The 25,459-nt window shown below is 55.6% G+C and carries 20 protein-coding genes and 4 tRNA genes; 12 read left to right on the forward strand and 12 right to left on the reverse strand.

The window, feature by feature from the left end:
* Positions 1-210: 210 nt before the first annotated feature.
* The 4 genes from phaC to phbB form a co-directional block, all read right to left on the reverse strand.
* Entirely contained in the window at positions 211-1,995 is a 1,785-nt protein-coding gene (phaC, locus tag ABD827_RS06025) for a class I poly(R)-hydroxyalkanoic acid synthase (RefSeq protein WP_344963271.1), read from the reverse strand.
* Positions 1,996-2,107: 112 nt separating this feature from the next.
* Positions 2,108-2,443 carry a phasin family protein gene (locus ABD827_RS06030; RefSeq protein WP_298721854.1) on the reverse strand — a complete coding sequence of 112 codons (336 nt, stop codon included), beginning with the start codon at positions 2,441-2,443 and terminating at the stop codon, positions 2,108-2,110.
* Positions 2,444-2,482: 39 nt separating this feature from the next.
* Positions 2,483-3,694: an acetyl-CoA C-acetyltransferase gene (locus tag ABD827_RS06035; RefSeq protein WP_298721851.1), complete on the reverse strand. Its 1,212-nt coding sequence runs from the start codon at positions 3,692-3,694 to the stop codon at positions 2,483-2,485.
* Between the two features lie 44 nt (positions 3,695-3,738).
* Positions 3,739-4,485, reverse strand: coding sequence for an acetoacetyl-CoA reductase (phbB, locus tag ABD827_RS06040; RefSeq protein ID WP_344963273.1), 747 nt, complete (start codon positions 4,483-4,485; stop codon positions 3,739-3,741).
* Between the two features lie 987 nt (positions 4,486-5,472).
* On the opposite strand from phbB, the gene ABD827_RS06045 reads away from it, so the two are divergent.
* The 5 genes from ABD827_RS06045 (at position 5,473) to ABD827_RS06065 (ending at position 7,789) form a co-directional block, all read left to right on the forward strand.
* A tRNA-Asn gene (locus tag ABD827_RS06045) sits at positions 5,473-5,548 on the forward strand.
* A 28-nt stretch (positions 5,549-5,576) separates the two neighbouring features.
* A tRNA-Asn gene (locus ABD827_RS06050) sits at positions 5,577-5,652 on the forward strand.
* Between the two features lie 30 nt (positions 5,653-5,682).
* Positions 5,683-5,758, forward strand: a tRNA-Asn gene (locus tag ABD827_RS06055).
* Positions 5,759-5,787: 29 nt separating this feature from the next.
* Positions 5,788-5,863 (forward strand) — tRNA-Asn (locus ABD827_RS06060).
* Positions 5,864-5,971: 108 nt separating this feature from the next.
* Positions 5,972-7,789 carry an EAL domain-containing protein gene (locus ABD827_RS06065; RefSeq protein WP_344963275.1) on the forward strand — a complete coding sequence of 606 codons (1,818 nt, stop codon included), beginning with the start codon at positions 5,972-5,974 and terminating at the stop codon, positions 7,787-7,789.
* On the opposite strand, the gene ABD827_RS06070 is transcribed toward ABD827_RS06065, so the two are convergent.
* Positions 7,770-8,264 (reverse strand): hypothetical protein, encoded by a 495-nt coding sequence (locus tag ABD827_RS06070; RefSeq protein WP_298720589.1) that lies wholly within the window; start codon positions 8,262-8,264, stop codon positions 7,770-7,772. The two genes, ABD827_RS06065 and ABD827_RS06070, sit on opposite strands and share 20 nt — an antisense overlap.
* Before the next feature lie 143 nt (positions 8,265-8,407).
* On the opposite strand from ABD827_RS06070, the gene ABD827_RS06075 reads away from it, so the two are divergent.
* Entirely contained in the window at positions 8,408-8,800 is a 393-nt protein-coding gene (locus ABD827_RS06075) for a MerR family transcriptional regulator (protein WP_298720587.1), read from the forward strand.
* A 37-nt stretch (positions 8,801-8,837) separates the two neighbouring features.
* Here ABD827_RS06075 and aroA read toward each other — a convergent pair whose 3' ends face one another.
* The 4 genes from aroA to gyrA form a co-directional block, all read right to left on the reverse strand.
* Positions 8,838-10,124: a 3-phosphoshikimate 1-carboxyvinyltransferase gene (aroA, locus tag ABD827_RS06080; protein ID WP_344963278.1), complete on the reverse strand. Its 1,287-nt coding sequence runs from the start codon at positions 10,122-10,124 to the stop codon at positions 8,838-8,840.
* A 373-nt stretch (positions 10,125-10,497) separates the two neighbouring features.
* Positions 10,498-11,598: a histidinol-phosphate transaminase gene (gene hisC / locus ABD827_RS06085; protein ID WP_344963280.1), complete on the reverse strand. Its 1,101-nt coding sequence runs from the start codon at positions 11,596-11,598 to the stop codon at positions 10,498-10,500.
* A gap of 367 nt (positions 11,599-11,965) precedes the next feature.
* A complete protein-coding gene (gene serC, locus ABD827_RS06090; protein WP_344963282.1) occupies positions 11,966-13,051 on the reverse strand; it encodes a 3-phosphoserine/phosphohydroxythreonine transaminase in 1,086 nt (361 codons plus the stop codon).
* Positions 13,052-13,235: 184 nt separating this feature from the next.
* Complete coding sequence (gene gyrA / locus ABD827_RS06095) at positions 13,236-15,995, reverse strand: DNA topoisomerase (ATP-hydrolyzing) subunit A (RefSeq protein ID WP_344963284.1); 2,760 nt, start codon at positions 15,993-15,995, stop codon at positions 13,236-13,238.
* A gap of 159 nt (positions 15,996-16,154) precedes the next feature.
* Here gyrA and ubiG point away from each other — a divergent pair, with 159 nt between their 5' ends.
* The 5 genes from ubiG to yfaE all read left to right on the forward strand — a co-directional run bounded on the left by ubiG (position 16,155) and on the right by yfaE (position 21,607).
* Positions 16,155-16,853 carry a bifunctional 2-polyprenyl-6-hydroxyphenol methylase/3-demethylubiquinol 3-O-methyltransferase UbiG gene (gene ubiG, locus ABD827_RS06100; protein ID WP_344963287.1) on the forward strand — a complete coding sequence of 233 codons (699 nt, stop codon included), beginning with the start codon at positions 16,155-16,157 and terminating at the stop codon, positions 16,851-16,853.
* A gap of 3 nt (positions 16,854-16,856) precedes the next feature.
* A complete protein-coding gene (locus tag ABD827_RS06105) occupies positions 16,857-17,531 on the forward strand; it encodes an HAD family hydrolase (protein ID WP_344963289.1) in 675 nt (224 codons plus the stop codon).
* A gap of 348 nt (positions 17,532-17,879) precedes the next feature.
* Positions 17,880-20,156 carry a class 1a ribonucleoside-diphosphate reductase subunit alpha gene (gene nrdA, locus ABD827_RS06110; RefSeq protein WP_344963291.1) on the forward strand — a complete coding sequence of 759 codons (2,277 nt, stop codon included), beginning with the start codon at positions 17,880-17,882 and terminating at the stop codon, positions 20,154-20,156.
* Positions 20,157-20,204: 48 nt separating this feature from the next.
* Positions 20,205-21,338, forward strand: coding sequence for a class Ia ribonucleoside-diphosphate reductase subunit beta (nrdB, locus tag ABD827_RS06115; RefSeq protein ID WP_298720572.1), 1,134 nt, complete (start codon positions 20,205-20,207; stop codon positions 21,336-21,338).
* Positions 21,335-21,607, forward strand: coding sequence for a class I ribonucleotide reductase maintenance protein YfaE (yfaE, locus tag ABD827_RS06120; RefSeq protein WP_344963294.1), 273 nt, complete (start codon positions 21,335-21,337; stop codon positions 21,605-21,607). Before nrdB ends, yfaE begins: the two co-directional genes overlap by 4 nt.
* Positions 21,608-22,153: 546 nt before the next feature.
* Here yfaE and ABD827_RS06125 read toward each other — a convergent pair.
* The 3 genes from ABD827_RS06125 to ABD827_RS06135 are packed head-to-tail and all read right to left on the reverse strand — an operon-like array spanning position 22,154 to position 22,941.
* Positions 22,154-22,510: a DUF4112 domain-containing protein gene (locus ABD827_RS06125; RefSeq protein WP_344963296.1), complete on the reverse strand. Its 357-nt coding sequence runs from the start codon at positions 22,508-22,510 to the stop codon at positions 22,154-22,156.
* Entirely contained in the window at positions 22,507-22,665 is a 159-nt protein-coding gene (locus ABD827_RS06130; RefSeq protein ID WP_104487697.1) for a YqaE/Pmp3 family membrane protein, read from the reverse strand. Before ABD827_RS06130 ends, ABD827_RS06125 begins: the two co-directional genes overlap by 4 nt.
* Before the next feature lie 12 nt (positions 22,666-22,677).
* Complete coding sequence (locus tag ABD827_RS06135) at positions 22,678-22,941, reverse strand: DUF1496 domain-containing protein (RefSeq protein WP_344963300.1); 264 nt, start codon at positions 22,939-22,941, stop codon at positions 22,678-22,680.
* A 72-nt stretch (positions 22,942-23,013) separates the two neighbouring features.
* On the opposite strand from ABD827_RS06135, the gene ABD827_RS06140 reads away from it, so the two are divergent.
* A complete protein-coding gene (locus ABD827_RS06140) occupies positions 23,014-25,383 on the forward strand; it encodes a fatty acid cis/trans isomerase (RefSeq protein ID WP_344963302.1) in 2,370 nt (789 codons plus the stop codon).
* The last annotated feature ends 76 nt before the right edge of the window (positions 25,384-25,459 follow it).

Below are 25,459 nucleotides of genomic sequence, written 5' to 3' on the forward strand. Positions count from 1 at the left end.
TGGGAATGACATAATCAAACGTCCATGATCCATGATCTCCGCCCGCTGCTCAATAGCCAGAGCGGGAATAACCGGTTTTGCCAACCAAAAAACCGAATGCTGCTGGAATGACCGCCAGTTGAATGTAAAAAGGGATGGGCTTACGCCCATCCCTTCACTGCATTATTGAAGATGATGTTTCATCACACCGCTTACAGACGCGATATCCGCTTAGTCTTCAACCGGTAGCGTCTGCTGTACATAGCGGCCCGGGGCCGGCATCAGGCCCGGACATTCCTCTGAGCCAACCGCACGAGCCGGCACCGACGAATCACCCAGATGGGGTGTGACCCATTGTTGCCAGTGGGTCCACCAGGAACCCGCCTCGCGCCTGGCCGACGCCAGCCACTGCTCCGGCGTATCGAACGCCGCATCCGTCAGCCAATAGCCGTACTTGTTTTTACTCGGCGGATTGACTACCCCGGCCACATGGCCGGACTCTCCCAGTACCAGCGTGGTATCCCCGCCAAGCAAGCCTGAGCCCTTGAAGGTCGAGTCCCACAGGGCGATATGATCTTCCTTGGTCGACAGGAAGTAACTCGGCGTCTTGACCTTGCCCAGATCGATACCAAAGTTACCCACCTTGACCTCGCCCGGCTGACTCAGGCGATTATTGAGATACAGCTCGCGCAGTAAAAAGCGGGCACAGGCGGCGCTCAGGTTGGTGCTGTCGCTGTTCCAGTACAGGATATCGAAATCCGAAGGTTCTTGTCCCTTGAGATAATTATCGATGTAGTAGTTCCAGTACAGGCTGTTTTCCCGCAACAGACTGAAAGTGACCGCCATCTGCCGACCATCGAAGAAGCCCTGGGTCTCACTCATCTGTTCGATGGCGCTGATCACCGGATCGTTGATGAAGACCCCGACTTCACCGGGCTGGGTAAAGTCCAGCAAGGTGGTCAGAAAAGTGGCACTCTTCACGCGTGGCTTCATGCGGCGGGCCGCATACAGGGCCATGGTAGAGGCCAGCAAGGTGCCACCGATACAATACCCAATGGCGTTGACTTCTTTCTCGGCGGTGATTTGCTCGATGACACGAATCGCTTCCATGGTGCCGGAATGGATCAGATCCGCAAAACCGATGCTGGCCTGTTCTTTGCCCGGGTTGCGCCAGGACATGATGAAGACGGTGTGTCCCTGATCACGTAGCCAGCCAACCAGCGAATTCTGTTCTTTCAGATCCAGAATATAAAACTTGTTGATAAACGGCGGGATAATCAGCAAAGGGGTCTGATGCACGGTATCGGTATTGGCACCGTACTGAATCAATTCGAAAATATCGTTTCTGAATACCACCTCACCTGGCGTGGTGGCCAGATCCTGTCCCAGAGTAAAGGCGCCCTGGCGAGTCATGCGGATTTTCAGCAGATCGGCACTGGCGGCCATGTCTTCCTGAAACAACTCTATGCCCTTGACCAGGTTGGCGCCTTTTTCTTCCAGGGTGCGCTGTAACAGCTCCGGATTACTCCAGATGAAGTTGGTTGGTGCAAGCGCATTGATGGTCTGACGAAAGGTAAAGCTCAGCCGCTGGCGAACCGGCTCCGGCACGCCTTCTACCACATCCAGCATCTCGGTCAGTGACTTGGCAAAGTGCAGGTAGGACTGGCGCATAAAATCGAAGTGAGGATCATCTTTCCAGGACTGATGCTTGAAGCGTCGATCTCCGGGCGGATCGGCCACCAGACTTTCGGTGCTGTTATCCATGCTTCTAATCATGCTGTTTTGACAGATAGCCAGCTGACCTTGCCACCATTGCATCTGCATATCGAGCAGCCGCATGGGATTGGTTGACACCGCCTGGTAAAAAACCTGTAAATCATCGGAATTGACCTGGGATAATGCCTGACTGACCGGATTATCACCCAGTTTGGCTTTTTGCATTTCTGACCACATGGTTTCATTCCAGTTAAAAAACTGGCCGATGGGATCATTACCGCTAAACGTATTTTGTTGCATTGCCTTTCCCTGATAGAGATTGCACCTACCCAACAGCAACGACAACGGGAAGGAGCCGTCAAGCCCCTTCCCTGCAATATGTATCAGCTGAAGGGATAACCCTTAACAGACATTATTTTTTCTGTGCGTCTGCCGCCAGTGCTTCCAGACCCGATTTGAATTCCTGGGTCAGCTCGGCCAGCTTTTTGCCGTCTTCCATCATCTGCTGACTGATGCGAGTCATGGTTTCCAGCTGCTTGGAGCCGCTGCTCAACAGAGTCTGTACATCTTTGACCTGACTACCGGACTGAAGCTGAGCCAGACCAATATCGGCATACTGACGTGCAGCGTCAAGCTGCAAATTGGTCAGGGCGGTAAAGTTATTAGCGACCAGCTGATTGAATTTCAGCACAGGGCCAAAGGTCTTTTCGGTCTGCTCGTTCAAGTTCTGGAAAATATTCGTGTACATAGTGTGTTCCTTGATAAAAGAGGCCAGTAACGGCGTCCGTTAGACGCGCTTCAGCACCACGGCGGTACCCATACCACCACCGACACACAGTGATGCCAGACCAAGCTCGCTGTTGCTGCGCTGCAGTTCATAGAGCAAGGTCACCAGAATACGGTTTCCGGAGGCACCCAGCGGATGACCCAGGGCAATGGCTCCCCCATTGGGGTTGGTTTTTTCCAGCAGCGCCTGCTCGGCCACGTCATGCTGGCCAGACAGTTGTCTGACCACACCCAGCGCCTGACCGGCAAAAGCCTCGTTCAGCTCCAGGCGTTCCATTTGTGCCAAGGTAAGACCGGCACGCGTCAGTGCCTGCTCAATGGCCGGCACCGGGCCCAGGCCCATGATTTCGGGGTTAACGCCACCCTGACCATAGCTGACCACTTCCGCCAACGGCGTCAGACCATATTTCTCTACCGCCGCCTTGCTGGCCACAATAATGGCGCTGCCGCCATCGTTGATACCGGAAGCATTACCGGCAGTCACGGAGCCACCATCACGCTTGAACGCGGGCCGCAAACGCGCCAGGGTCTCGGTGGTGGTACCGGCCTTGGGATACTCGTCGGTATCGACAGTCACGGTTTCTTTGCGGCCTTTCACTTCTACCGGCACGATTTCGGCCTTGAAGTGACCCGCTTCAATGGCAGCAACCGCTTTCGCCTGGCTGGCAACGGCCAGTGCATCCTGCTCTTCGCGGCTGATATTTTCCTGCGCAACCACATTTTCGGCGGTTACGCCCATGTGGTATTTATTGAATACGTCGGTGAGACCGTCGTTAATCAGCAAATCACTCAGGGCCATGTCACCCATTTTGTGACCATTGCGCAGATCGCCTTTCGCCACGAAAGGAATTTGCGACATGTTTTCACAACCGGCGGCCACCACTACCTCGGCATCACCCGCCTTGATATGGGCGCAGGCATCCATCAATGTCTTCATGCCACTGCCACACACCATGTTCAGGCTATAGGCAGGAACACCAACCGGAATACCGCCGGCAAGGGCGGCCTGGCGACCAATCCCCATGCCTTGGCCGGCACTGATCACGTTGCCGACGATGACTTCATTAACATGCTCGGCCGCCAGTCCGGCCTGGGCCAGCGCGCCTTTAATGGCAATACCGGCCAGCTCGGCCGCAGGAATCGTTTTCAGTGCACCACAGAAACTACCAATAGGTGTGCGTTTTGCCGCAACAATGTATACAGATTCAGACATAAATTAAATTCTCACTATAAATGACAAATTGTTGGGACTTACTGTTATTGCATGTAAAGGCCGCCGTTGACCGACAGCGTTTCACCCGTTACGTAACCACCGTGCTCACCGGCCAGATACAATACCGCACCGGCCACTTCTTCTGTGGTTGCCAGTCGTTTCATGGGAATAGTGGCTTTAATGGAGTCCAGTACGTCTTCACGAATAGCCGTAACCATCGGCGTGGCGGTATAACCGGGAGCGACCGCATTGACGCAAACGCCGAAGCGGGCACCTTCTGCAGCCAGCGCCTTGGTAAAACCAATCATGCCCGCTTTGGCGGCAGAATAGTTTACCTGGCCATACTGGCCTTTCAGTCCATTGACCGAAGAAATATTAATAATGCGACCGTTGCCCTGCTCGCACATCAAATTAAAGATGGGCTGTGTTACGCTGAACAGGCTATTAAGGTTGGTTTCCATCACCTGCTGCCACTGATCCCATGACATTTTCTTGAAGGTGGAATCACGGGTAATACCGGCGTTATTAACCAGTACGTCCAGGCGTCCCAGATCACGAAGGGTTTCGGCCAGCACTTCGCTGACTGCCTTGTGGTCACTGACATCGAGCGCCAGCAATTGAATATCGTTACCGTTCAGTTTTTCTTCCTGCAGCCATTGATTGGCCTGCTCTTCTTTACCCGGACGGTGTGTCGCCACCACTTTGTATCCATTATTCAAAAACAGGCGACACACTTCTGTACCAATTCCGCCAGCGGCGCCGGTAACCAGTACAATTTTCTTATCCGACATCAAAGCACTCCTTTGTTTCTCTGCTATTAAAGATCAGCATCATACTGGTACTTAAAAATCGAAGGCGCGGCGTTCATTCTAATTGAACAAATGCACTTTAAAAATAGACTTTATAGTCAAGTCTGCACCTTAATCACGCATCTACTATAAGCCTGTTTCTGTGACAAATAAATTAACTTGATACTATTTTTTATTGGATCGTCAAAAAAAACTTAGATACTGAAAGTCGATGCAAAGCCGATATAAAAAACCACAAAGAACTAAAGGAAAGACAAAAAAGCTACTCAGACTTGGCGTCGAATTACATCATTAGTATGTATATACCTTTATATCACCATGATATATACATGGCGAGAGCCACTGTTTCACGGATAACTAAAATAAATATTTCTCTTTCCTGCACCGTCTGAGACGTATCCATCGCAGGCGTTGTAACAGCAACATTGCTGACATTAGAATAGTGCAATTACTCAAAATCTGTTTGCCGACTCGACCACGCAGATTATTGACTTGGGTTCGCCAATCAACCTCATTCTTCATCAGCAACCGACGCGGACGTGAAAACCGTTCTGTTGTGATAACCCGGCGTGGTGCTTTGAAACGTCCGGCTCATCACGACCATATCTGCACAGCAACTTGATGACCTGCTAAGTAACCCCGCATAACTTGTGTGGTTCTGTCGTCATTCCCGCACCTCTTTTCTCGTCATTCCCGCGAAGGCGGAAATCCATGACGTGTGGCGCAGAACCATCAGACTGCAGATCGCCAGCAAAGGCTCTGGCCCCCGCCTTCGCGAGGGTGACGATAAAGGCAAGCTAGCCGCCAAATAACGCAAAAACCGCCTTTTATACGTTCAACGGTGCAGATTTAGCCCACTTTTGCGCACTCTTGCAGCAAACAAACTGATTTCACTGACAAAGTGTTTTTGAGTGTTGACAGCTACCAGAGCAGCCTTTAACATGCGCCTCGCATTCAAGCAATGCCTCTTCCCCCTTAGTTCAGTTGGTAGAACGCCGGACTGTTAATCCGTATGTCGCTGGTTCGAGTCCAGCAGGGGGAGCCAGATTTCAGGTTAAAGTGTTAAAAATTGTTCCCCCTTAGTTCAGTTGGTAGAACGCCGGACTGTTAATCCGTATGTCGCTGGTTCGAGTCCAGCAGGGGGAGCCAGATTTCAGGTTAAAGCGTTAAAAAAGTTGTTCCCCCTTAGTTCAGTTGGTAGAACGCCGGACTGTTAATCCGTATGTCGCTGGTTCGAGTCCAGCAGGGGGAGCCAATTTCAGGTTAAAGCGTTAAAAAAGTTGTTCCCCCTTAGTTCAGTTGGTAGAACGCCGGACTGTTAATCCGTATGTCGCTGGTTCGAGTCCAGCAGGGGGAGCCATTTTCCTTGTCATTTCAATGCTGCTCGCTCATGATACTCCCCTGAGCAATTGCTCTTCAAGCTGTTCCCTATCTACCCTGATGCCCCGTTTTCATAAGGATAATGACTATGCGGGAAACTCGTCCCTTTGGTCAGGCTCTGCTACTGTCAGGCTCTATTATTATCTTGCTGAGTATTTTGCTGCCCTGGTGGGCCAGCTACCATGCTCTTCAGCTTCAAGAACAACAGACTCATGATCGCCTGACACAGGTTACCACCACGGAGCTATCGGCTGCCCTGCTACCCGGCCTCGCCGAGTTGTCCATAGAGCAACCGCTACCGGCCAGTCACTCTGCATGGTGGTTTGGCCAGATATCAACCCCTCATCAGGAAATCGTCGGCGATACCCGGGTGTTTTATCGACTCGATACCAAGCCGGCCACCACCCAGTGGCTACAGTTGTCCATCCCCCTGACGCTGGTCAACCTGCTTATTTTTGCCGCTCTGCACCGACGCAGACGTAAAGATGAGGAAACCAGAAAACACTATTTCACGTCTCTGCTGCTCGATCCCGACCTGGGCCATCTCGGTGGTAACGACCCGGTCGAACAGGGAATCATCAGCCTGCACCAGAGTTACCGTCATCAGCTGGAAGATCTGCAACAGCAACTGGGTGTGGCACAACAACAAAGCTATCAGGACAGCCTGACCAATCTTGGCAACCGCTTTGCCTTTCGTCGTGATCTCGATCTGATGCTTAACGATGAAAACAAGCTGGCTACCGCGACCCTGATGATAGTGCGTGCCAGCGCCTTGCAGAGTATTAATGTTCAACGCGGATTTCAGGCGGGTGATCAATATCTGCAGGACATCGTCAAACTGGTGCGTAAAGCCATTCTGCCCGAGCTGGGCGCCAGGGGCTATCGTATCAGTGGTACCGATATTGCGGTGTTGGCCAAAGGGCAATGCGAACCGCTGGCGGAACGCCTCGGCACACTATTGAACCAGGAACTGTATCATTATCAGCATGTACACGAACTGGATTGTGCCGCCTATCTCGGCTTCACTCAACTGCTGCCGGGGCAACCCTCGGAGCAGGTATTGATCAGAGCCGATCTGGCACTGGCCCAGTCTCAGGGTCGAGAGCCCAATAGCTGGAGTGTGGTACTCAAACACAACAGTGATGAAGAAATGGGAGAAAGCGAATGGCGTCAGCTGCTGCAGAACATGCTCAACGAAGACAAGATTCTGTTGCAGGTACAACCCGCCCAAATTCGCAAACAGGCCATGCCCGGCTATAACGAAATTTTCACCCGTTTTCCTAATGATCAGGGGGGCACCTACCCGGCCACCACCGTGTTTGCCATGCTGCAGCGGTTGAACATGTCGATGCTGTTCGAACAGAAGATCATCGACATGATTCTGCAACAGATAGAGCACAAGGCACTGCCCAGGCAGCGCTGGGCCATCAACCTGACACCCGCCAGCCTGCAGCAGAATTCTTTTTTAATCTGGCTGGAACGGGTATTGCTGCGCGACAAGGAAATGAGCGCCAGCCTGGTGTTTGAACTGGATGAACAGGTACTGCAACACCAGCGAGTAACCGGCAAGCGACTGCTGGACATGATTCGTCGTTGTGGTGCCCGCTCGGCGGTCAGCCGCTTCGGCCAGGGTTACGGCTCTTTTCAACTGTTGCGAGAGATAAAGCCCGACTATATCAAGCTGGACGGTCAGCTGGTAAGGCAACTGGAAGCAGACAGCACCAGCCAGCAATTTGTGCGCATGATCGTCGATCTGTCACAGCGCATGGGCTGCCATGTGATTGCCGAAGGCGTAGAAACCGGTGAGCAGAAACAGTTGCTGGAGTCCATGCATATCGATGGTATCCAGGGCTATCTGGTGGCGAGACCCGGAGACTTCGACACCTTCAAGGGGCTGGCGATTTAAAGCGGATCAGTTGGTTGATAAGCTCTCCCAGGTGACGGTAACGCTTGAGCTCGTCCGGGTTGTAGCGTGTCGACATGGTCGCCGGGCTGTGTCGATGTTTAAGATAACGCATGATCTGCAGGCGATTGAACCCCCCCACCTGATAAACCAGATCCAGCAGCGTTTTGACCTGTTCCGAGTCCAGCCCGCACAGTTCGGCATAGCCGGGTTCGAGCGGGCTGTGAATGCTCAGCTCCACCTGGCTAAGGCTCCCTTCTTCTTGCAGGTATTCCAGCCACTGCTCTACATACATCGGCTTGGTTCCCGCCAACAGCTCGAAAAAGCCCTTGCCGGAGCGACAGCCCGACAACAGCAACACCGCCAGTTGATCGCTGTTGCAGCTAAAATCGACAGCGCCCTGCTCACTCCAGTCAAGCGCCTGAATACGAATTTCAGCCTGACCGCCCTCTAGATCCTGCACCTTGAAAATAAACACATCGCCTCCACTGTTACCCCAAAAAACCATCTTGGCGTAATCTCCGCCATCAGTCAAAAGTCAGGCTTCACAGCCCCCGCATATGCGTGTAAGGTCTGCTTCTCTGTTGTATCCCGTTCATTGTAAAGCAAGGAGTCGTCGTCATGCCCAATAAGGAAGTGACCTACAGTATTTCTGAATTGGCCGATGAGTTCGACATCACTCCCCGTACCCTGCGCCATTATGAAGAGCTGGGACTGCTGACACCCAGGCGCAGAGGCAACACCCGTATCTACAGCCATAAAGACCGGTTCAGACTGGCGCTGACCATTCGTGGTAAACGACTGGGTTTCAGCCTGGCCGAGATGCGGGAACTGTTTGAACTCTATGATGCCGATCACCGTTCTCGTCCCCAGCTTCATTCCATGGTGGCCATGATCGCCGAAAAACGTGCCAGCCTGCGCCAGCAGCAGGAAGACATAGAGAGGGTGCTCGCCGAGCTGGACGCCGCCGACATCAAGGCTCGGGAAACCCTAGAAAACATGAAGCATCACTGAAAAATAAAAGGCCCGCACTCGGCGGGCCTTTCTGATGTTAGTCGCTCAGGCTGATACTGGCCAGCTTGTCGAAGTAATCGGGAAAAGTCTTGGAGGTACACTTGGGATCCAGGATCACCACCGGGGTATCACTCAGGGCTACCAGCGAGAAACACATGGCAATACGATGATCGTTGTAGGTGGCAATCTCCGCTTCCTGCAGTTTGGCTGTCGGAATGATCACCAGGTAGTCTTCACCCTCTTCTACCTCGACACCCAGCTTGGCCAGCTCGGTCGCCATGGCATACAGCCGGTCGGTTTCCTTCACCCGCCAGTTATAGATATTGCGAATGCGGGTGGTGCCTTCGGCAAACAATGCCGTGGTGGCGATGGTCATGGCCGCATCGGGAATATGGTTCATGTCCATGTCCACCGCCTGCAACGGCGCCACATGCTCGGCTTCGATAAAGTCATCACCCCAGGTGATGTTGGCACCCATGGCTTCCAGTACATCGGCAAAACGAATATCGCCCTGAATGCTGTCGCGACCAATACCGGTTACCCGCACCTTGCCCTTGATGGCACCGGCGGCCAGAAAGTAGGAGGCGGATGACGCATCCCCTTCCACCAGAAAGTCACCCGGCGCGATATAGGTCTGATTGCCCTTGATGTAAAACGTCTGGTAGTTGTCGTGCTCCAGCTCTACGCCGAACTGACGCATGATATGCAGGGTAATATCGATGTACGGCTTTGACACCAGCTCACCCTTGATATGGATACGGGTATCCCCGGATGCCATGGGTGCCGCCATCAAAAACGCGGTCAGAAACTGACTGGATACCGAGCCGTCGATATGAACGTCACCGCCCCACATTCCCTTGCCGTTGATAAACACCGGCGGATAGCCGTCATTCTTGAGATAGCTGATATCGGCGCCGGCTTCTCGCAGCGCTTCTACCAGATGGCCGATGGGCCGTTCCCACATGCGTGGCTCGCCGGTGAGGGTAAATTCACCGGTGCCCAGACAGAGCGCGGCGCACAGCGGTCGCATGGCGGTGCCGGCATTACCCAGAAACAATGACACCGGCTCACCGGCACTGAAGGCGCGACCCAGGCCGTGTACCACACACTCGGTTTTGTCTTCCGACAGCTCATACTGCACGCCCAGCGTCTTGAGCGCATCCAGCATGTAACGAATATCGTCACTGTCGAGCAAGTTGGTCAGGCGAGTCGTGCCCTGAGCCTGAGCCGCCAGCAGCAGCGCCCGGTTGGAGACGGATTTGGAACCGGGCAGATTGACGCTGCCCTCCACCCGGGCAATAGGAGATAATTTAAGGCTTTCCATATGATTCCTGGAGATACGGGATAAACAAAAACTGGGGCTGACTAGGGTCTGTTGACCTTTCGCGGTGAAATTTTGTTCGAGTTAAACGCGTTTTTATCGCGGCGAGAGGGATGTAGCCTAGTCATTCTAAGCAAAGTCCTCTCAACAAAGAGAAAAACGCGTTTAGCCGAACCCGCAGGGCAGCGCTTGTGGGGCCTTGCTACTGCGTTATCGCTTATTTATGTAGCGTGACTACACGGCATAAGCGCTGCCTTGTATCAAGGCCCCACAAGCTGCTGCAAAAATCATCGAGAAAGGTCAACATACCCTAAACGTTAACAGGGCTGATGCATCAGGGCAAGTAAACAAAAGGCCGGCTTGCGCCGGCCTGTTCTCAACCCAGCACCTTGGCCAGCGCGTCCATACAACGCTGGTTTTCCTGCTCCAGCCCGATGCTGATGCGCAGACAGGTCGGCAGACCATAACCGGCAATGGGGCGGACGATGACCCCCTCGCGCAACAGCGCTCCATACACCGGGGCCGCATCACGTTGCAGATCCAGGGTAATGAAGTTGGCGCGAGACGGTACATAGCTTAGACCACGCTTCTCGAAGAAGGCTTCGTAACGGGCCATTTCGCGCCGGTTCAACTCGACCGCCTCGGACAGATAAACCTCATCACCCAGCGCCGCTTCTGCCGCCGCCAATGCCAGGCTGTTGCAGTTGAAGGGCTCGCGCACCCGGTTCAGTACACCGATCAGTTCGGGATGCGCCACCATATAACCCACCCGCAGACCCGCCAGACCATAGGCCTTGGAGAAGGTACGCGACACGATAAGGTTGGGGTATTGTGCCAGCCAGTCGATGGACGGATGCCGCTCGTCCTCGGCCACATACTCGGTATAGGCTTCGTCCAGTACCACCAGCACCTGCTTCGGCACCTTGCTCAGAAAGGCTTCCAGCTCGGTCCTGGTCAGAAAGGTACCGGTGGGGTTATTGGGGTTGGTGATGCACACCAGCTTGGTCTGCTCGGTAATGGCTGCGGCCATGGCATCCAGATCATGGCCGAAGTCTTTGGCCGGCACCACCACCGCTTCGGCGCCATGAGCCTGAGTGGCCATGGCGTACACAATAAAGGTGTACTGGGAAAAGACCACCTGCTGACCGGGCGAGACGAAGGTGTGGTAAACCAGGTCGATCAGCTCGTTTGAGCCGTTGCCCAGGATAAGCTGGTCGGTATTGACCCCCAGCTTGTCGGCCAGCTTGGTCTTCAAAGCAAAGCCGTTGGCGTCCGGATAGCGCGCCAGCTCCGGCAACACCCGCTCGATGGCCGCTTTGGCCTTGGCGCCCAGGCCCATGGGGTTTTCGTTGGATGCCAGCTTGACGCTGTTGCTGATGCCGAGCTCGCGCTCCAGCTCTTCCACCGGCTTGCCCGGCTGATAAGGGTGTAACTTCTCTACCCCGGCATTGGCCAGGGCCAGATAATCAATACTCACAGTGACTCCTTGTATGTGTTTTTTAATTCCTTGCTCCGCAAGGCCCGCCAACTGAAGTGGCGGCTACAAATTGATGCCGCCATTTCATCCAGCGCTGTTTTCTCTAACCTGCCGATTTCCAGGTTTTGGGATTCGCTTCGCTCAGCCCAATCTACGGCAAACAGGCAGCGCCGAAGCTTCACGAAGCAGTAGTGGGGATTGCCGTAGCCGACCGTCAAATGCCATGGATGGCATTTGCTGAGCGCCCCATGGATGGGCTTGAAGCGTGTCGGCGGAGCGTAACCGCACTGCTGCTTCGCATTGCGGACTCACAGTGGTAGGTAATATTGGGATTCGCTTCGCTCATCACCAACCTACTGCTATTGGTTCAGCCGTGTTGCTTGGCGAACTTGTCCATGAAGGCCACCAGCGCCTGTACCCCTTCGATGGGCATGGCGTTGTACAGGCTGGCACGCATACCACCCACTATGCGGTGGCCCTTCAGCGCCAGCAGCCCTTCGGCCTTCGCTTCCTTGAGAAAGGCCTCGTTCAGGCTGTCGTCCTTCAGCTGGAACGGAATATTCATCCAGGAACGAGCCTGCAGATTTACATTGTTGCTGTAGAAATCGCTAGCATCCACATAGTTGTACAGCAGCTCGGCCTTGGCCTTGTTACGCTCACCCATGGCGTCCAGGCCACCCTGGCGCTTCAGCCACTGGAATACCAGACCGGCCAGATACCAGCCGTAGGTTGGCGGCGTGTTCAGCATGGAATCGGCCTTGGCCATGGCTGCATAGTCCATGATCGCCGGAGTATGCGGGCAGGCCTGTTGAAGCAGGTCTTCACGTACGATTACCACCGCCAGACCGGACGGGCCGATGTTTTTCTGGGCGCCGGCATAGATAAGGCCGAATTTGCTGACATCGATGGGGCGAGACAGAATGGTAGAAGACATGTCCGCGATCAGCGGCACATTGCCGGTGTTGGGCACGAAGTGATACTCGATACCTTCCACCGTTTCATTCGGGCAATAGTGCACGTAGGCGGCGTTCGGGTCCAGGTCCCACTGGTCGGCCAAGGCACGCGGGCCGCTTTCGGTGGCGGCAAAGCCGTCCAGCACCCGAACCTTGCCTACTTTTTCCGCTTCCGCCACGGCGGATTTCGACCACTGGCCGGTAACGATGTAATCGGCTTTGGCATTCTTGCCCATCAGGTTCAGCGCCACGGCGGCAAACTGGCCACGGCCACCGCCCTGCAGAAACAACACCTTGTAATTGTCCGGCACCTGCATCAAGTCACGCAGATCCTGCTCGGCCTGGGCCGCAACCGCCATATAGTCGGCGCCGCGATGACTGAGCTCCATCACCGACACACCCAGACCGTTAAAATCGCGAAACTCGGCCTGAGCCTGCTGCATGACCTCAACCGGCAACATGGCCGGACCCGCGCTGAAGTTATAAACCATCTTCTCCATTTTCCCTGAGTTACCTATACGCTGAATAATCGATAACACGGCCGCATCACGCCGGTACCCGTTGTTATCACCACCACCCTATCGTTTTTACACGTCCAGACGGCCAAGTCAAAGTGATTTTGTGTATTGAATCACAGTTGAACAAAAGGGGCCGCTGGGGCCCCTTGTTCTCAATGCACGTTATTTACGCTTCACTGTCCGGGTCCTGCTGTTCGTCGTTCCCGTCAACGTCAGATTGGCCGTCGACTTCAACGTCGGCCTGTTCGCCGGTCGGGGCATCGCCCTCGCCGTCAATCAGCTCATCATCGTCTTCGGGTTCTTCGATACGCTGCAGACCCACCACCTGCTCGTCTTCTCCGGTACGGATCAAACGCACGCCGGCGGTGTTACGGCTGATCAGGCTCACTTCCAGCACGCGAGTGCGCACCAGAATGCCGCCGTTGGTGATCAGCATGATTTCGTTGCTGTCGTCCACCTGAATGGCGCCGACAACCGGGCCGTTACGATCGCTGACCTTGATCGACACCACGCCCAGGGTGCCGCGACTCTTGGTCGGGTACTCTTCCAGTGCGGTACGCTTGCCGTAACCATTGGCGGTCACGGTCAGAATGGGGCCTTCGCCGCGCGGAATGATCAGTGACACCACCTTGTCATCCCCCGCCAGGCGAATGCCGCGCACACCGGAGGCGGTACGCCCCATGGGCCGTACGCCCTTGAAGGTGCCCTTGCTTTCGGCGGCGTCGCTGTCTGACCCTTCGCCTTCTTCCAGACCGGACTCGCCCTGCTCGTCGTGGCTTTCCACGTCGGCATGGCCGCTACCTTCGGCGAAACGCACCACCTTGCCCGCATCGGAGAACAACATGATCTCGTTGCTGCCATCGGTGATATCGACGCCAATCAACTCGTCGCCTTCGCGCAGGTTGATGGCACGAATACCGGACGCCAGCGGCCGGCTGAAGGCCGACAGGCTGGTTTTCTTCACGGTGCCGTCGGCAGTGGCGAAGAACACATACTTGTCGTCGGCATATTCCTGCACCGGCAGAATCGCGGTGATCCGCTCATCGCCATCCAGCGGCAACAGGTTGACGATGGGTCGGCCACGGGCGGCACGACTGGCCTCCGGCAACTGATACACCTTGAGCCAGTACACCTTGCCGGCGGTCGAGAAGCACAGAATGGTGTCGTGGGTATTGGCCACCAGCAGGCGTTCCACAAAGTCTTCCTGCTTCATCTTGGTGGCCGACTTGCCACGGCCACCGCGACGCTGGGCTTCATAATCGGTCAGCGGCTGATATTTCACGTAGCCCTGATGGGACAGGGTCACCACCACGTCTTCCTGCGTGATCAAATCTTCGATGTTGATCTCGGCGCTGGAGGCGGTGATTTCGGTACGACGGGCATCGCCGAACTGTACCTTGACCGCTTCCAGCTCTTCCCGAATCACTTCCATCAATCGTTCCGGGCTGTTCAGGATATAGAGCAGCTCGGCAATCAGGGTAAGCAGATTCTGATATTCCTCGAGAATTTTCTCGTGCTCGAGGCCGGTCAGGCGGTGCAGTCGCAGCTCAAGAATGGCCTGGGCCTGTTGCTCGGTCAGGTAATAGACACCTTCGCGAATGCCGAATTCGGGCTCCAGCCACTCGGGGCGCGCGGCGTCATCACCGGCACGCTCCAGCATGCTGGCCACATTACCCAGTTCCCAGCCCTGACCGACCAGGCCGGCCTTGGCTTCGGCCGGGGTCGGCGAGCGGCGGATCAGCTCGATAATCGGGTCGATATTGGCCAGTGCGATGGCCAGACCTTCCAGGATGTGCGCCCGATCCCGCGCCTTGCGCAGTTCGAACACGGTACGACGCGTCACCACTTCACGACGATGCTGAATAAAGCATTCCAGCATGTCCTTCAGGTTGAAGATGCGCGGCTGGTTGTTGTCCAGCGCCACCATGTTGATGCCGAACACGTTCTGCATCTGGGTCTGTGAATAGAGGTTGTTCAGAATCACCTCGCCCACTTCACCCCGGCGCACTTCAATCACGATGCGCATGCCGTCCTTGTCGGACTCATCGCGCAGGGCACTGATGCCCTCGATGCGTTTTTCCTTGACCAGCTCGGCGATTTTCTCGATCAGCCGGGCCTTGTTCACCTGATACGGCAGCTCGGACACGATAATGGTTTCGCGACCGGTCTTCTCGTCGGTCTGCACCTCGGCCAGGGCACGCACATAAATCTTGCCGCGACCAGTACGGTACGCATCGATGATGCCGGACTTGCCGTTGATGATGCCGCCGGTAGGAAAATCCGGTCCCGGAATCAGCTCGATCAGCTGATCGATGCTGATGTGTTCGTCGTCAATCAGTGCCAGACAGCCGTCCACCACCTCGTTGAGGTTGTGCGGCGGAATATTGGTGGCCATACCCACGGCAATACCGGAAGAACCGTTTACCAGCAGGTTGGGTACCTTGGTCGGCATCACTGCCGGTATCATCTCGGTACCGTCGTAATTGGGCACCCAGTCGACGGTCTCTTTATCCAGATCGGCCAGCAGTTCGTGGGCAATCTTGTCCATGCGAACTTCGGTATAACGCATGGCGGCGGCGGAGTCGCCATCCACCGAGCCGAAGTTACCCTGGCCGTCGACCAGGGTATAACGCATGGAAAAATCCTGTGCCATGCGCACTATGGTGTCGTATACGGCACTGTCGCCGTGCGGGTGATATTTACCTATTACATCACCTACCACACGGGCCGATTTCTTGTAGGGCTTGTTCCAGTCGTTGCCGAGCTCGTTCATGGCGAACAGCACGCGGCGATGTACAGGTTTCAAACCATCTCGAACATCGGGAAGCGCCCGCCCCACGATCACGCTCATGGCGTAATCCAGGTAAGAGCGTTTCAGCTCTTCCTCGATGTTTATCGGCATGATTTCTCGGGCCAGATCGGTCATAGAAAGCCTTGTCCCCAGTTTATTGTTGATATCGCAATAAAAAACGCATCATTCTACCATACAAATGCGTGCAGGGAGCAGTCATGCTGGCAGCGAAAACCGACTGGGCTATAATGGCCGCTCTGCACATTAATCTGACCATCGTTTAAGGCGTTGCCCGTGAATGTAGATCAACAGGAAATCGAAAAATTCGAAGCCATGGCCTCCCAATGGTGGGATCTGGAAGGCGACTTCAAGCCCCTGCACCGGCTTAACCCTTTGCGTCTGAACTGGATTGCCGACAAGGCCGATGGGCTGTTCGGCAAACAGATCATCGATATTGGCTGTGGCGGCGGCATTCTCAGCGAAAGCATGGCCCGGGAAGGTGGCGAAGTGACCGGTATCGACATGGGACAGGAGCCACTGGCGGTGGCCCGGCTGCACGCGCTGGAAATGGGCGTGAGCGTCAATTACCGTCAGAGCACCGCCGAACAGGTGGCCGCAGAGCATACGGGACAGTTTGATGTGGTCACCTGCATGGAAATGCTGGAGCACGTGCCCGCGCCCGCCTCCGTGGTGCAGGCCTGCGCCGACCTGGCCAAACCCGGTGCCACCCTGGTGTTTTCCACCATCAACCGCAATCCCAAGGCCTGGCTGATGATGATAGCGGCGGCCGAGCATCTGTTTAAAATGGTGCCCAAAGGTACCCACGATCACCGTAAGTTTATTACTCCCGCCGAACTGTGCAGCTACATAGAGCAGGCCGGTCTGGTGGTCAAAGACATCAGCGGTGTGGTCTATCAACCGCTGGCCGGCACCTTCAAGCTCAGCCGGGATGCGGACGTCAACTACATGGTGCATGCCATCAAGCCGGAGTAATCAATGACCTTTGACGCTGTGCTGTTCGATCTGGATGGAACCCTGCTGGACACGGCCGGAGACATGGGGGCCGCCGCCAACCATGTCATAGAGAGCCTGGGGCTGCCCGCCCTGACCGAAGCGGTATTGCAATGCACCACCTCGGACGGCTCCTATGCCCTGCTCAGGGCCGGCATTCATCCGGCATTGATCGAGCATCACGGGCTGGAGCAGCTGCGGGGGCAGATGCTGCGCTTTTACGGTGACAACCTCTGTCATCATACCCGCCCCTACGACGGGGTGCCGGCCCTGCTTGACTGGCTGAACATGAGCCGCATTCCCTGGGGGGTGGTCACCAACAAGCCCGCCGCGCTCACCGATCCCTTGCTGGCCGGACTGGCGCTGTTTCGTCACTGTGGCGTGACCGTCAGTGCCGATACCCTGCCCTACAAGAAACCGCATCCCGCTCCCTTGCTGTTTGCGGCCGAGCAGCTGTTGGTTGCGCCACAGCGCTGTATTTACATCGGCGATCACAAACGCGATATAGAAGCCGGACGCGCCGCCGGCATGACCACGGTGGCGGCCGCCTGGGGTTATATTTCCGCCGACGAAGACCCGAACCACTGGCAGGCGGATCATCAGCACGGCACGGTTTTTGCGCTGACCGACTGGCTGAAAGACACATTCGACGCCAAGTGATGAAAGATCCGGCGGGATCTCCAATACCCCTTTTTTGCAAGCCAAATATTTTTAAAAATCTTTCTCGCCGGGCATAAAACAAGCAGCCATTTGCCAGCGCCAGACTCCCAAAGGGATAGACGTTAGTAAGTACAAACCTTTGGCGAGAGATCACAGATTATCCACAAGCTTTACCGGCATCCACCGGCTTGAGAATTGTGAGCTAACCCACTATATTGTGCCCATCATCACACAAGACAACTAGATGTTGTGCTTCTTCCGGCCATCAACCACACTATGTAGGGTATTGATGACACGGGATGTTTTTTGCCGAAGTAGACGCAACACCACTGGGAGAAGGTCAGTTTCATGAATAAACATCTGCTGGTTACCAAACGTTCTGGCGCCAAGGAGCACCTCGATCTGGACAAGATCCATCGAGTCATCACCTGGGCTGCCGAAGGGCTGGACAATGTTTCCGTCTCCCAGGTGGAGCTGCGGTCACACATCCAGTTCTACGATGGTATCCGCACCGAAGATATTCACGAGACCATCATCAAGGCCGCCGCCGATCTGATCTCCGAGCAGACCCCGGACTACCAGTATCTGGCCGCCCGCCTGGCCGTGTTCCATCTGCGCAAGAAGGCCTATGGTCAGTTCGAGCCACCCCATTTTTATGATCACGTTGCCCGCCTCACCGAGATGGACAAGTACGACCAGCATATTCTGGCCGATTACAGCCGCGACGAGCTCGATGCCCTGAACGCACACCTGGATCATGACCGCGATCTGACCTTCTCCTATGCGGCGGTCAAGCAGCTGGAAGGCAAATACCTGGTACAGAACCGGGTGACCGGCGAGATTTACGAAAGCCCGCAGTTCCTCTATATGCTGGTAGCCGCCTGTCTGTTCTCCAAGTACCCAAAAGATACTCGACTGAGCTTTGTTACCCGCTTCTATGATGCGGTGTCCCAGTTCAAGGTGTCTTTGCCCACGCCCATCATGTCCGGCGTGCGCACCCCGACCCGTCAGTTCAGCTCTTGCGTACTGATCGAGTGCGGCGACAGCCTGGATTCCATCAACGCCACCTCCGGCGCCATCGTGCGTTATGTGTCCCAGCGTGCCGGCATCGGCATCAACGCCGGTCGCATTCGCGCCCTGGGCAGCCCCATCCGTGGCGGTGAGGCCTTCCATACCGGCTGTATTCCTTTCTACAAACACTTCCAGACCGCGGTTAAATGCTGCTCTCAGGGCGGTGTGCGTGGTGGTGCCGCCACCCTGTTCTACCCCATGTGGCACCTGGAAGTGGAATCGCTGTTGGTACTGAAGAACAACCGCGGCGTGGAAGAAAACCGCGTGCGTCACATGGACTACGGCGTGCAGATCAACCGCCTGATGTACCAGCGCCTGATCCAGGGCGGCGACATCACCCTGTTTTCGCCCTCCGACGTGCCCGGCCTGTACGACGCCTTTTTCGAAGATCAGGCGAAATTTGAAGAGCTGTACGTCAAGTACGAGCAGGACAGCAGCATCCGCAAGCGTACCCTCAAGGCGCTGGAGCTGTTCTCGCTGATGATGCAGGAACGTGCCGGCACCGGTCGTATCTATATCCAGAACGTGGATCACTGCAACACCCACAGCCCGTTCGACCCGGCGGTGGCCCCGGTGCGCCAGAGCAACCTGTGTCTGGAAATCGCCCTGCCCACCAAGCCGATGATGGACATCAACGACGAGAACGGCGAAATTGCCCTGTGCACCCTGTCGGCCTTCAACCTGGGCGCCATCAGCGACCTGAGTGAACTGGAAGAGCTGGCCGAACTGGCAGTACGTGCGCTGGACGCCCTGCTCGACTATCAGGACTACCCGCTGCTGGCCGCCCAGAAAGGCTCCATGAACCGTCGTACTCTGGGCATAGGCGTGATCAACTACGCCTATTACCTGGCCAAAAACGGCGTCAAGTATTCCGACGGCAGCGCCATCGGTCTGACCCACAAGACCTTTGAAGCCATTCAGTACTATCTGCTGAAAGCCTCGGTCAAGCTGGCGAAGGAATTCAGCCCCTGCCCGGCCTTTAACGAGACCACCTATTCCCAGGGCGTGCTGCCGATAGACACCTATAAAAAGGATCTGGACAAGCTCTGCCAGGAGCCGCTGCACCTGGACTGGGAAAGCCTGCGTGAAGAGATCAAGAGCACCGGTCTGCGTAACAGCACCCTGACCGCGCTGATGCCGTCAGAAACCTCGAGCCAGATTTCCAACGCCACCAACGGCATAGAGCCGCCCCGTGGTCTGGTGTCGGTCAAGGCCTCTAAAGACGGTATCCTCAAGCAGGTGGTGCCGGAATACGCCGAGCTGAAGAACCAGTACGAGCTGCTGTGGCAGATGCCGTCCAACGACGGTTACCTGCAGCTGGTGGGCGTAATGCAGAAGTTTGTCGATCAGGCCATTTCAGCCAACACCAACTACGATCCTGCCCGCTTCGACGGTGGCCGGGTGCCGATGAAGCAGCTGTTGAAAGACCTGCTCACCGCCTATAAATTCGGCCTCAAGACCCTGTATTACCATAACACCCGTGACGGTGCGGCCGACGCCCAGAACGACATGCAGGAAGATGACGGCTGTGCCGGCGGCGCCTGCAAAATATAATTGATGCTGGCGGGGTCAAACCCCGCCTTTATGCGCGGAATAATAGAAATGTCCTATACCACTTTCAGTCAAATTCAGAACGATCATATGAAAGAGCCCATGTTCCTCGGTAATCCGGTGAACGTGGCCCGTTATGATCTGCAAAAATACGATATCTTCGAAAAGCTGATCGAGAAGCAGCTGTCTTTCTTCTGGCGCCCGGAAGAAGTGGACGTGTCTCAGGACAGAATCGACTACCAGGCGCTGCCGGACCATGAAAAGCATATTTTCATCAGCAACCTGAAGTATCAGACCCTGCTCGACTCCATTCAGGGCCGCAGCCCCAACGTGGCCCTGTTGCCGCTGGTGTCCATTCCCGAGCTGGAAACCTGGATTGAAACCTGGGCCTTTTCCGAGACCATTCACTCGCGATCCTACACCCATATCATCCGCAACATCGTCAACAACCCGGCGACCGTGTTCGACGATATCGTGGCCAACGAGCAGATCCTCAAGCGTGCCGGCAGCATTGCCGGCTACTACGACCAGCTGATCGAATACACCAACCTCTACCATCTGTTTGGTGAAGGTGAGCATGAGCTCAAAGGTCAACCGATCAGCATCAGCCGTTACGAGCTGAAGAAAAAGCTCTACCTGTGCCTGATGAGCGTCAATGCACTGGAAGCCATTCGCTTCTACGTCAGCTTCGCCTGCTCTTTCGCCTTCGCCGAGCGCGAGCTGATGGAAGGCAACGCCAAAATCATCAAGCTGATTGCCCGCGACGAAGCCCTGCACCTGACGGGCACCCAGCACATGCTCAATATTCTGCGCAGTGGCGACGACGATCCGGAAATGGCGCAAATCGCCAAAGAATGCGAGCAGCAGTGTTTCGAGCTGTTCCGTGATGCGGCGATTCAGGAAAAGGAATGGGCCGAATACCTGTTCAAGGACGGCTCCATGATCGGCCTGAACAAGGACATTCTGTGCCAGTACGTGGAATACATCACCAATCTGCGCATGCAGACGGTGGGGCTGGCCCCGGCATTTAACGATGCCAAGCAGAACCCGATTCCGTGGATCAACGCCTGGTTGTCATCCGACAACGTGCAGGTGGCCCCGCAAGAGGTAGAAGTCAGCTCCTACCTGGTGGGTCAGATCGACTCGCAAATGAATCATGACGATCTGGGTGACTTCGAGCTGTGAGCCGTGTCTGCACCCGAGCGCTGAACTTTGAACTTCGAGCAGGTGAAACCCTGCTCGAAGGGCTGGAGCGCACCGGTCATGCGGTGGAATATCAGTGCCGCAGTGGTTACTGCGGCTCTTGCCGCACTACCCTGCTAGAGGGATCGGTCAGCTACCAGCAAGAGCCGCTGGCTTTTGTACCCGCCGGCGACATTCTGCCCTGCTGCTGTCGCCCACAAGGCGAGGTCATCCTGGATCTGGACGCCGAGCCGGTCAAGAAACAGGCTTGAGTCAACACGGCATACCGCGCGCATCACCGATTTAACCCGATACCGTCTCCCTCATCCGTACAGCAAAAGCCGACATCGTCAGCCCACACAACATCCAACTCGTTATACCAATTCCAGTAATGATCTGATCATATTAAGGCCTCAGATCAGAGGCAACACAGCCGCCTCCCACGACACGCCATGAACCCATCCGTGGGGGCTCGGAAATGCCGTCCATGGCATTTCACGGTCGTGGGAGCCGTTCTCTGTTGCCTCTTCTCGAGCATCGAGTTGTCTGTAGACGGCGCTAACAGGCAACGCCGGTGTATCAAGGAGGACAAAGGGATCTGCTCAGCCGACCATCCGCGCCACGGATGGCGCGGCTGAGCCCCCAGGGGGCGAGCTTGCTCGCCGTGACGAGCCGTTTCAGCCTGACCGAATATCCAGTGAATATTCGCAGTAGGCTGAAACAGCGAGTGTCATGTCACATGGCGAGTCGGCGGAGCGGGCCCTTTGTTCGACTTTTATACGAAAATGAAATAGATCATTTGTTTAGTGGGATTGGTATTACTTGCTCTTATGCCGAAGATAATCCGTCATCAGACGTACGTTGCGTCGGTTGGCCTTGAAGGCAAAATCGAACAGATCGCCGAAGATGGGGATGATGCCGATGCCCAGCTCCAGCAACACATTCAGCCCCATACGAGCCAGCACCCCGGCGGGCAGCTTCATGCGCGCCGCCTCCAGTATGATGTAAGACGACAGGCCGGCGCCGACCAGATCGCCGATACCCGGTACCAACCCGATAATGCCGTCGACCCCCACCCTGAAGCCACCGGGCAGCCGAACGGCACTGTCCAGCAGCCAGGACAATCGTTCCAACCGCCGGGTAGTGGCTTCATGATCTGTGGAATCATCACTCATTTTTTGGCAATGACCCACACCGCATGTACGATGCCGGGAATATAGCCCAGCAGGGTCAGCAGAATGTTGATCCAGAAGTGTTTACCGATGCCGACCTGCAAAAACACCCCCAGCGGCGGCAACAGAATGGCGATGATGATGCGAATAAAATCCATGATTGGCTCCTGTTATTGGGGCTTGTGTTCCGGCGCCAGCGGAAACGGGTGCCAGCTCAGGCGACCATTCTGCTCGAATGACTGTTCCCGCTCGCAAACAAACAACTGTTTGCCCATTTCAATCACCGACCCTCTCGAATAACGCTGATCCGCATAAAAACATACCGGCTCCAGGTTCGAGGCAATATTCAGCTCCACCGGTGGCCGGGTGCTGATGGTATTGGCCGACAGCGAAGTCGATAAAACAAGCAAAGCCCAGCCAGGTATTTTCATCATAATGCATTTCCTCTTTACCCGAAGATAGCCACATGGTACCACCCTATCAGATACCTAAAACAAGGTTTAGTCATGAGACAAGGATCCCGGTTACTGCTGGCACTGGTGATACTCGCCACCTTTTTGCCGATGATGAAGCCGTCCTACTCGGCACCCGCAGTGACCCCGGAGCGGTCAGATAGCCGCAACCAGGTGCTCGATTACCGGCGCGATATCAAGCCCATTTTCGAACAGAAATGCGTCGCCTGCCATGCCTGCTACGACGCTCCCTGCCAGCTCAAGCTCACCAGTCACGAAGGCGTAAAACGCGGTGCCAGCAAACAGCGGGTATACGACGGCACCCGCACCAAAAATGCCGAGCCCAACCGACTGTACACCGATGCCATGGGCGAGCCGGCCTGGCGCCAACGGGGCTTTTTCAGTGTGATTGATAACCGGAATGGCGAGGCGGCATTGATGCTGCGCATGCTGGCACTGGGCCAACAGTCTGACTGGAGTAACAACGAGCGATTGCCGGAACAGCTGGATATTGCCATTACCCGCGCCAATCAGTGCAGCAAGGCCGACGAATTCGGCAGCTTCGCCCGCCAGCACCCGCAGGCCGGTATGCCTTTTGCCGTGACCGGTCTTACCGATAGAGAATACCGGACCATGGCCACCTGGCTGGCACAAGGTGCCCCCGTACCCGAACAACAACCGACCTTGTCTGCCGAGCTGCAGCAGGCCGTCACTCAATGGGAGACCTGGCTGAATCGTAACAGCCCTCGTCACCAACTGGTCGCCCGTTATCTTTATGAGCACTGGTTTCTGGCTCATCTTTATTTTAGTGATACAGCCAAAGACGGCCAGCACACCTTTTTCGAACTGGTACGCTCCCGTACTCCCGCAGGCCAGCCCATAGAGGTGATTGCCACCACCAGGCCAACGGATGACCCGCAGGGCACCTTTTACTATCGGTTACGGCCACGACTGGAAAGCCGCATACACAAAACCCATATCATCTATCCACTCAATAACGACAAGATGAAGCGACTGGAGCAGCTTTTTCTGGAGCCCAAATGGACCGTCAAAACCATGCCCGGTTACGGCCCGGATCAGGCGGCCAATCCTTTTTTTACCTATGCCGCCATACCCGCACGCTCGCGCTATCAATATTTGCTGGATGATGCGCAATACTTCGTGCGCTCCTTTATTCGAGGACCCGTCTGTCGTGGGCAAATTGCCACCGATGTGATTCGGGATCAGTTCTGGGTGGCCTTTCAGGAGCCCGAATACGATCTCTTTGTTACCGATGCCAGCTATCGAACCCGCGTCAAAGAATGGTTGACCCTGCCCGGGCTGAACGCCAACCTGTTGAGCCTGGGCACAGACTGGATTGCCCATCGCGATGCCCGTAACAACTATCAAACCGCCCGCCAGCAGACTTACGCCCGGCACTATCCGCAAGGCCCCGACCTCGCGCATATATGGAATGGCGATGACAAGAATCGGGACGCCCTGCTCACCGTATTTCGTCACCACAACAGTGCCAGTGTGGTCACCGGCTGGCAGGGAGACACCCCCTCCACCATGTGGGTGATGGATTACCCACTGCTGGAGCGCACCTACTACGCACTGGTCGCCAATTTCAACGTCTATGGCAACGTGTCGCATCAGGCGCAGACCCGGCTGTATTTCGATCTTATCCGCAACGGTGCCGAGGCCAACCTGTTGCGCTTTTTACCGAGCAAGCAGCGAAACCCGCTGCTGCACCGCTGGTATGACAACAGCGCCCGTATCAAGCTGTTCACCAGCTATGCGGATGTGGACGAACAGACTCCCAGTCGCATCGAGGTGACCCCCCGGCAGCCACTGGCCGACTTTGGTCAACAGGTGCTCACTGCGCTGGCTCCAGTCGCCGGCCCCGTCGATAGCCTCAATCGCTGCCAGCAACCAGACTGTGTCAAGCCGGACGAGCCGAGTACAGTCAACGGCCGACAGCAGGACATCGAGTACCAGTTAAAACGCCTCACCGGCGTTACTGCCGCCAGGCTGCCCGCCATTCAATGGTTGCCGGAAGTCACTCTGCTACGCATCGAAAGCGGCGATCAGCGGCAAATCTATAGCCTGATTCATAACCGGGACCACACTAACGTCGCCTTCATGCTGGGGGAAAATCTGCGCCTGCGGCCGGAAAACAATACCCTGACGATACTGCCCGGTGTGGTCGGCAGTTATCCCAACTTCATCTTCAACGTAAAGCAGGAGGAGCTGCCCGAATTTGTCACGGCCCTGATCACCATGAAACGCGCCGAAGACATCCATCCCCTGGCAGACCGGTTTGGCATTCGGCGCACCCACCCACGGTTCTGGTTCTACTTTCACGACATGCACCGCTACCTGCAGCAAACCACACCGCTGGAAGCCGGGATACTGGACATGAATCGCTATCTCAATTTATAAGTTTCGACCGGGCGTTGCTTTCCCCAAAAGCTTGGGCTAGGGTATTGATACTGATTTTTTATATATTTTTTAGTTA

Source organism: Oceanisphaera sediminis, assembly GCF_039539745.1.
GTDB classification, from domain to species: Bacteria; Pseudomonadota; Gammaproteobacteria; order Enterobacterales; family Aeromonadaceae; genus Oceanimonas; species Oceanimonas sediminis.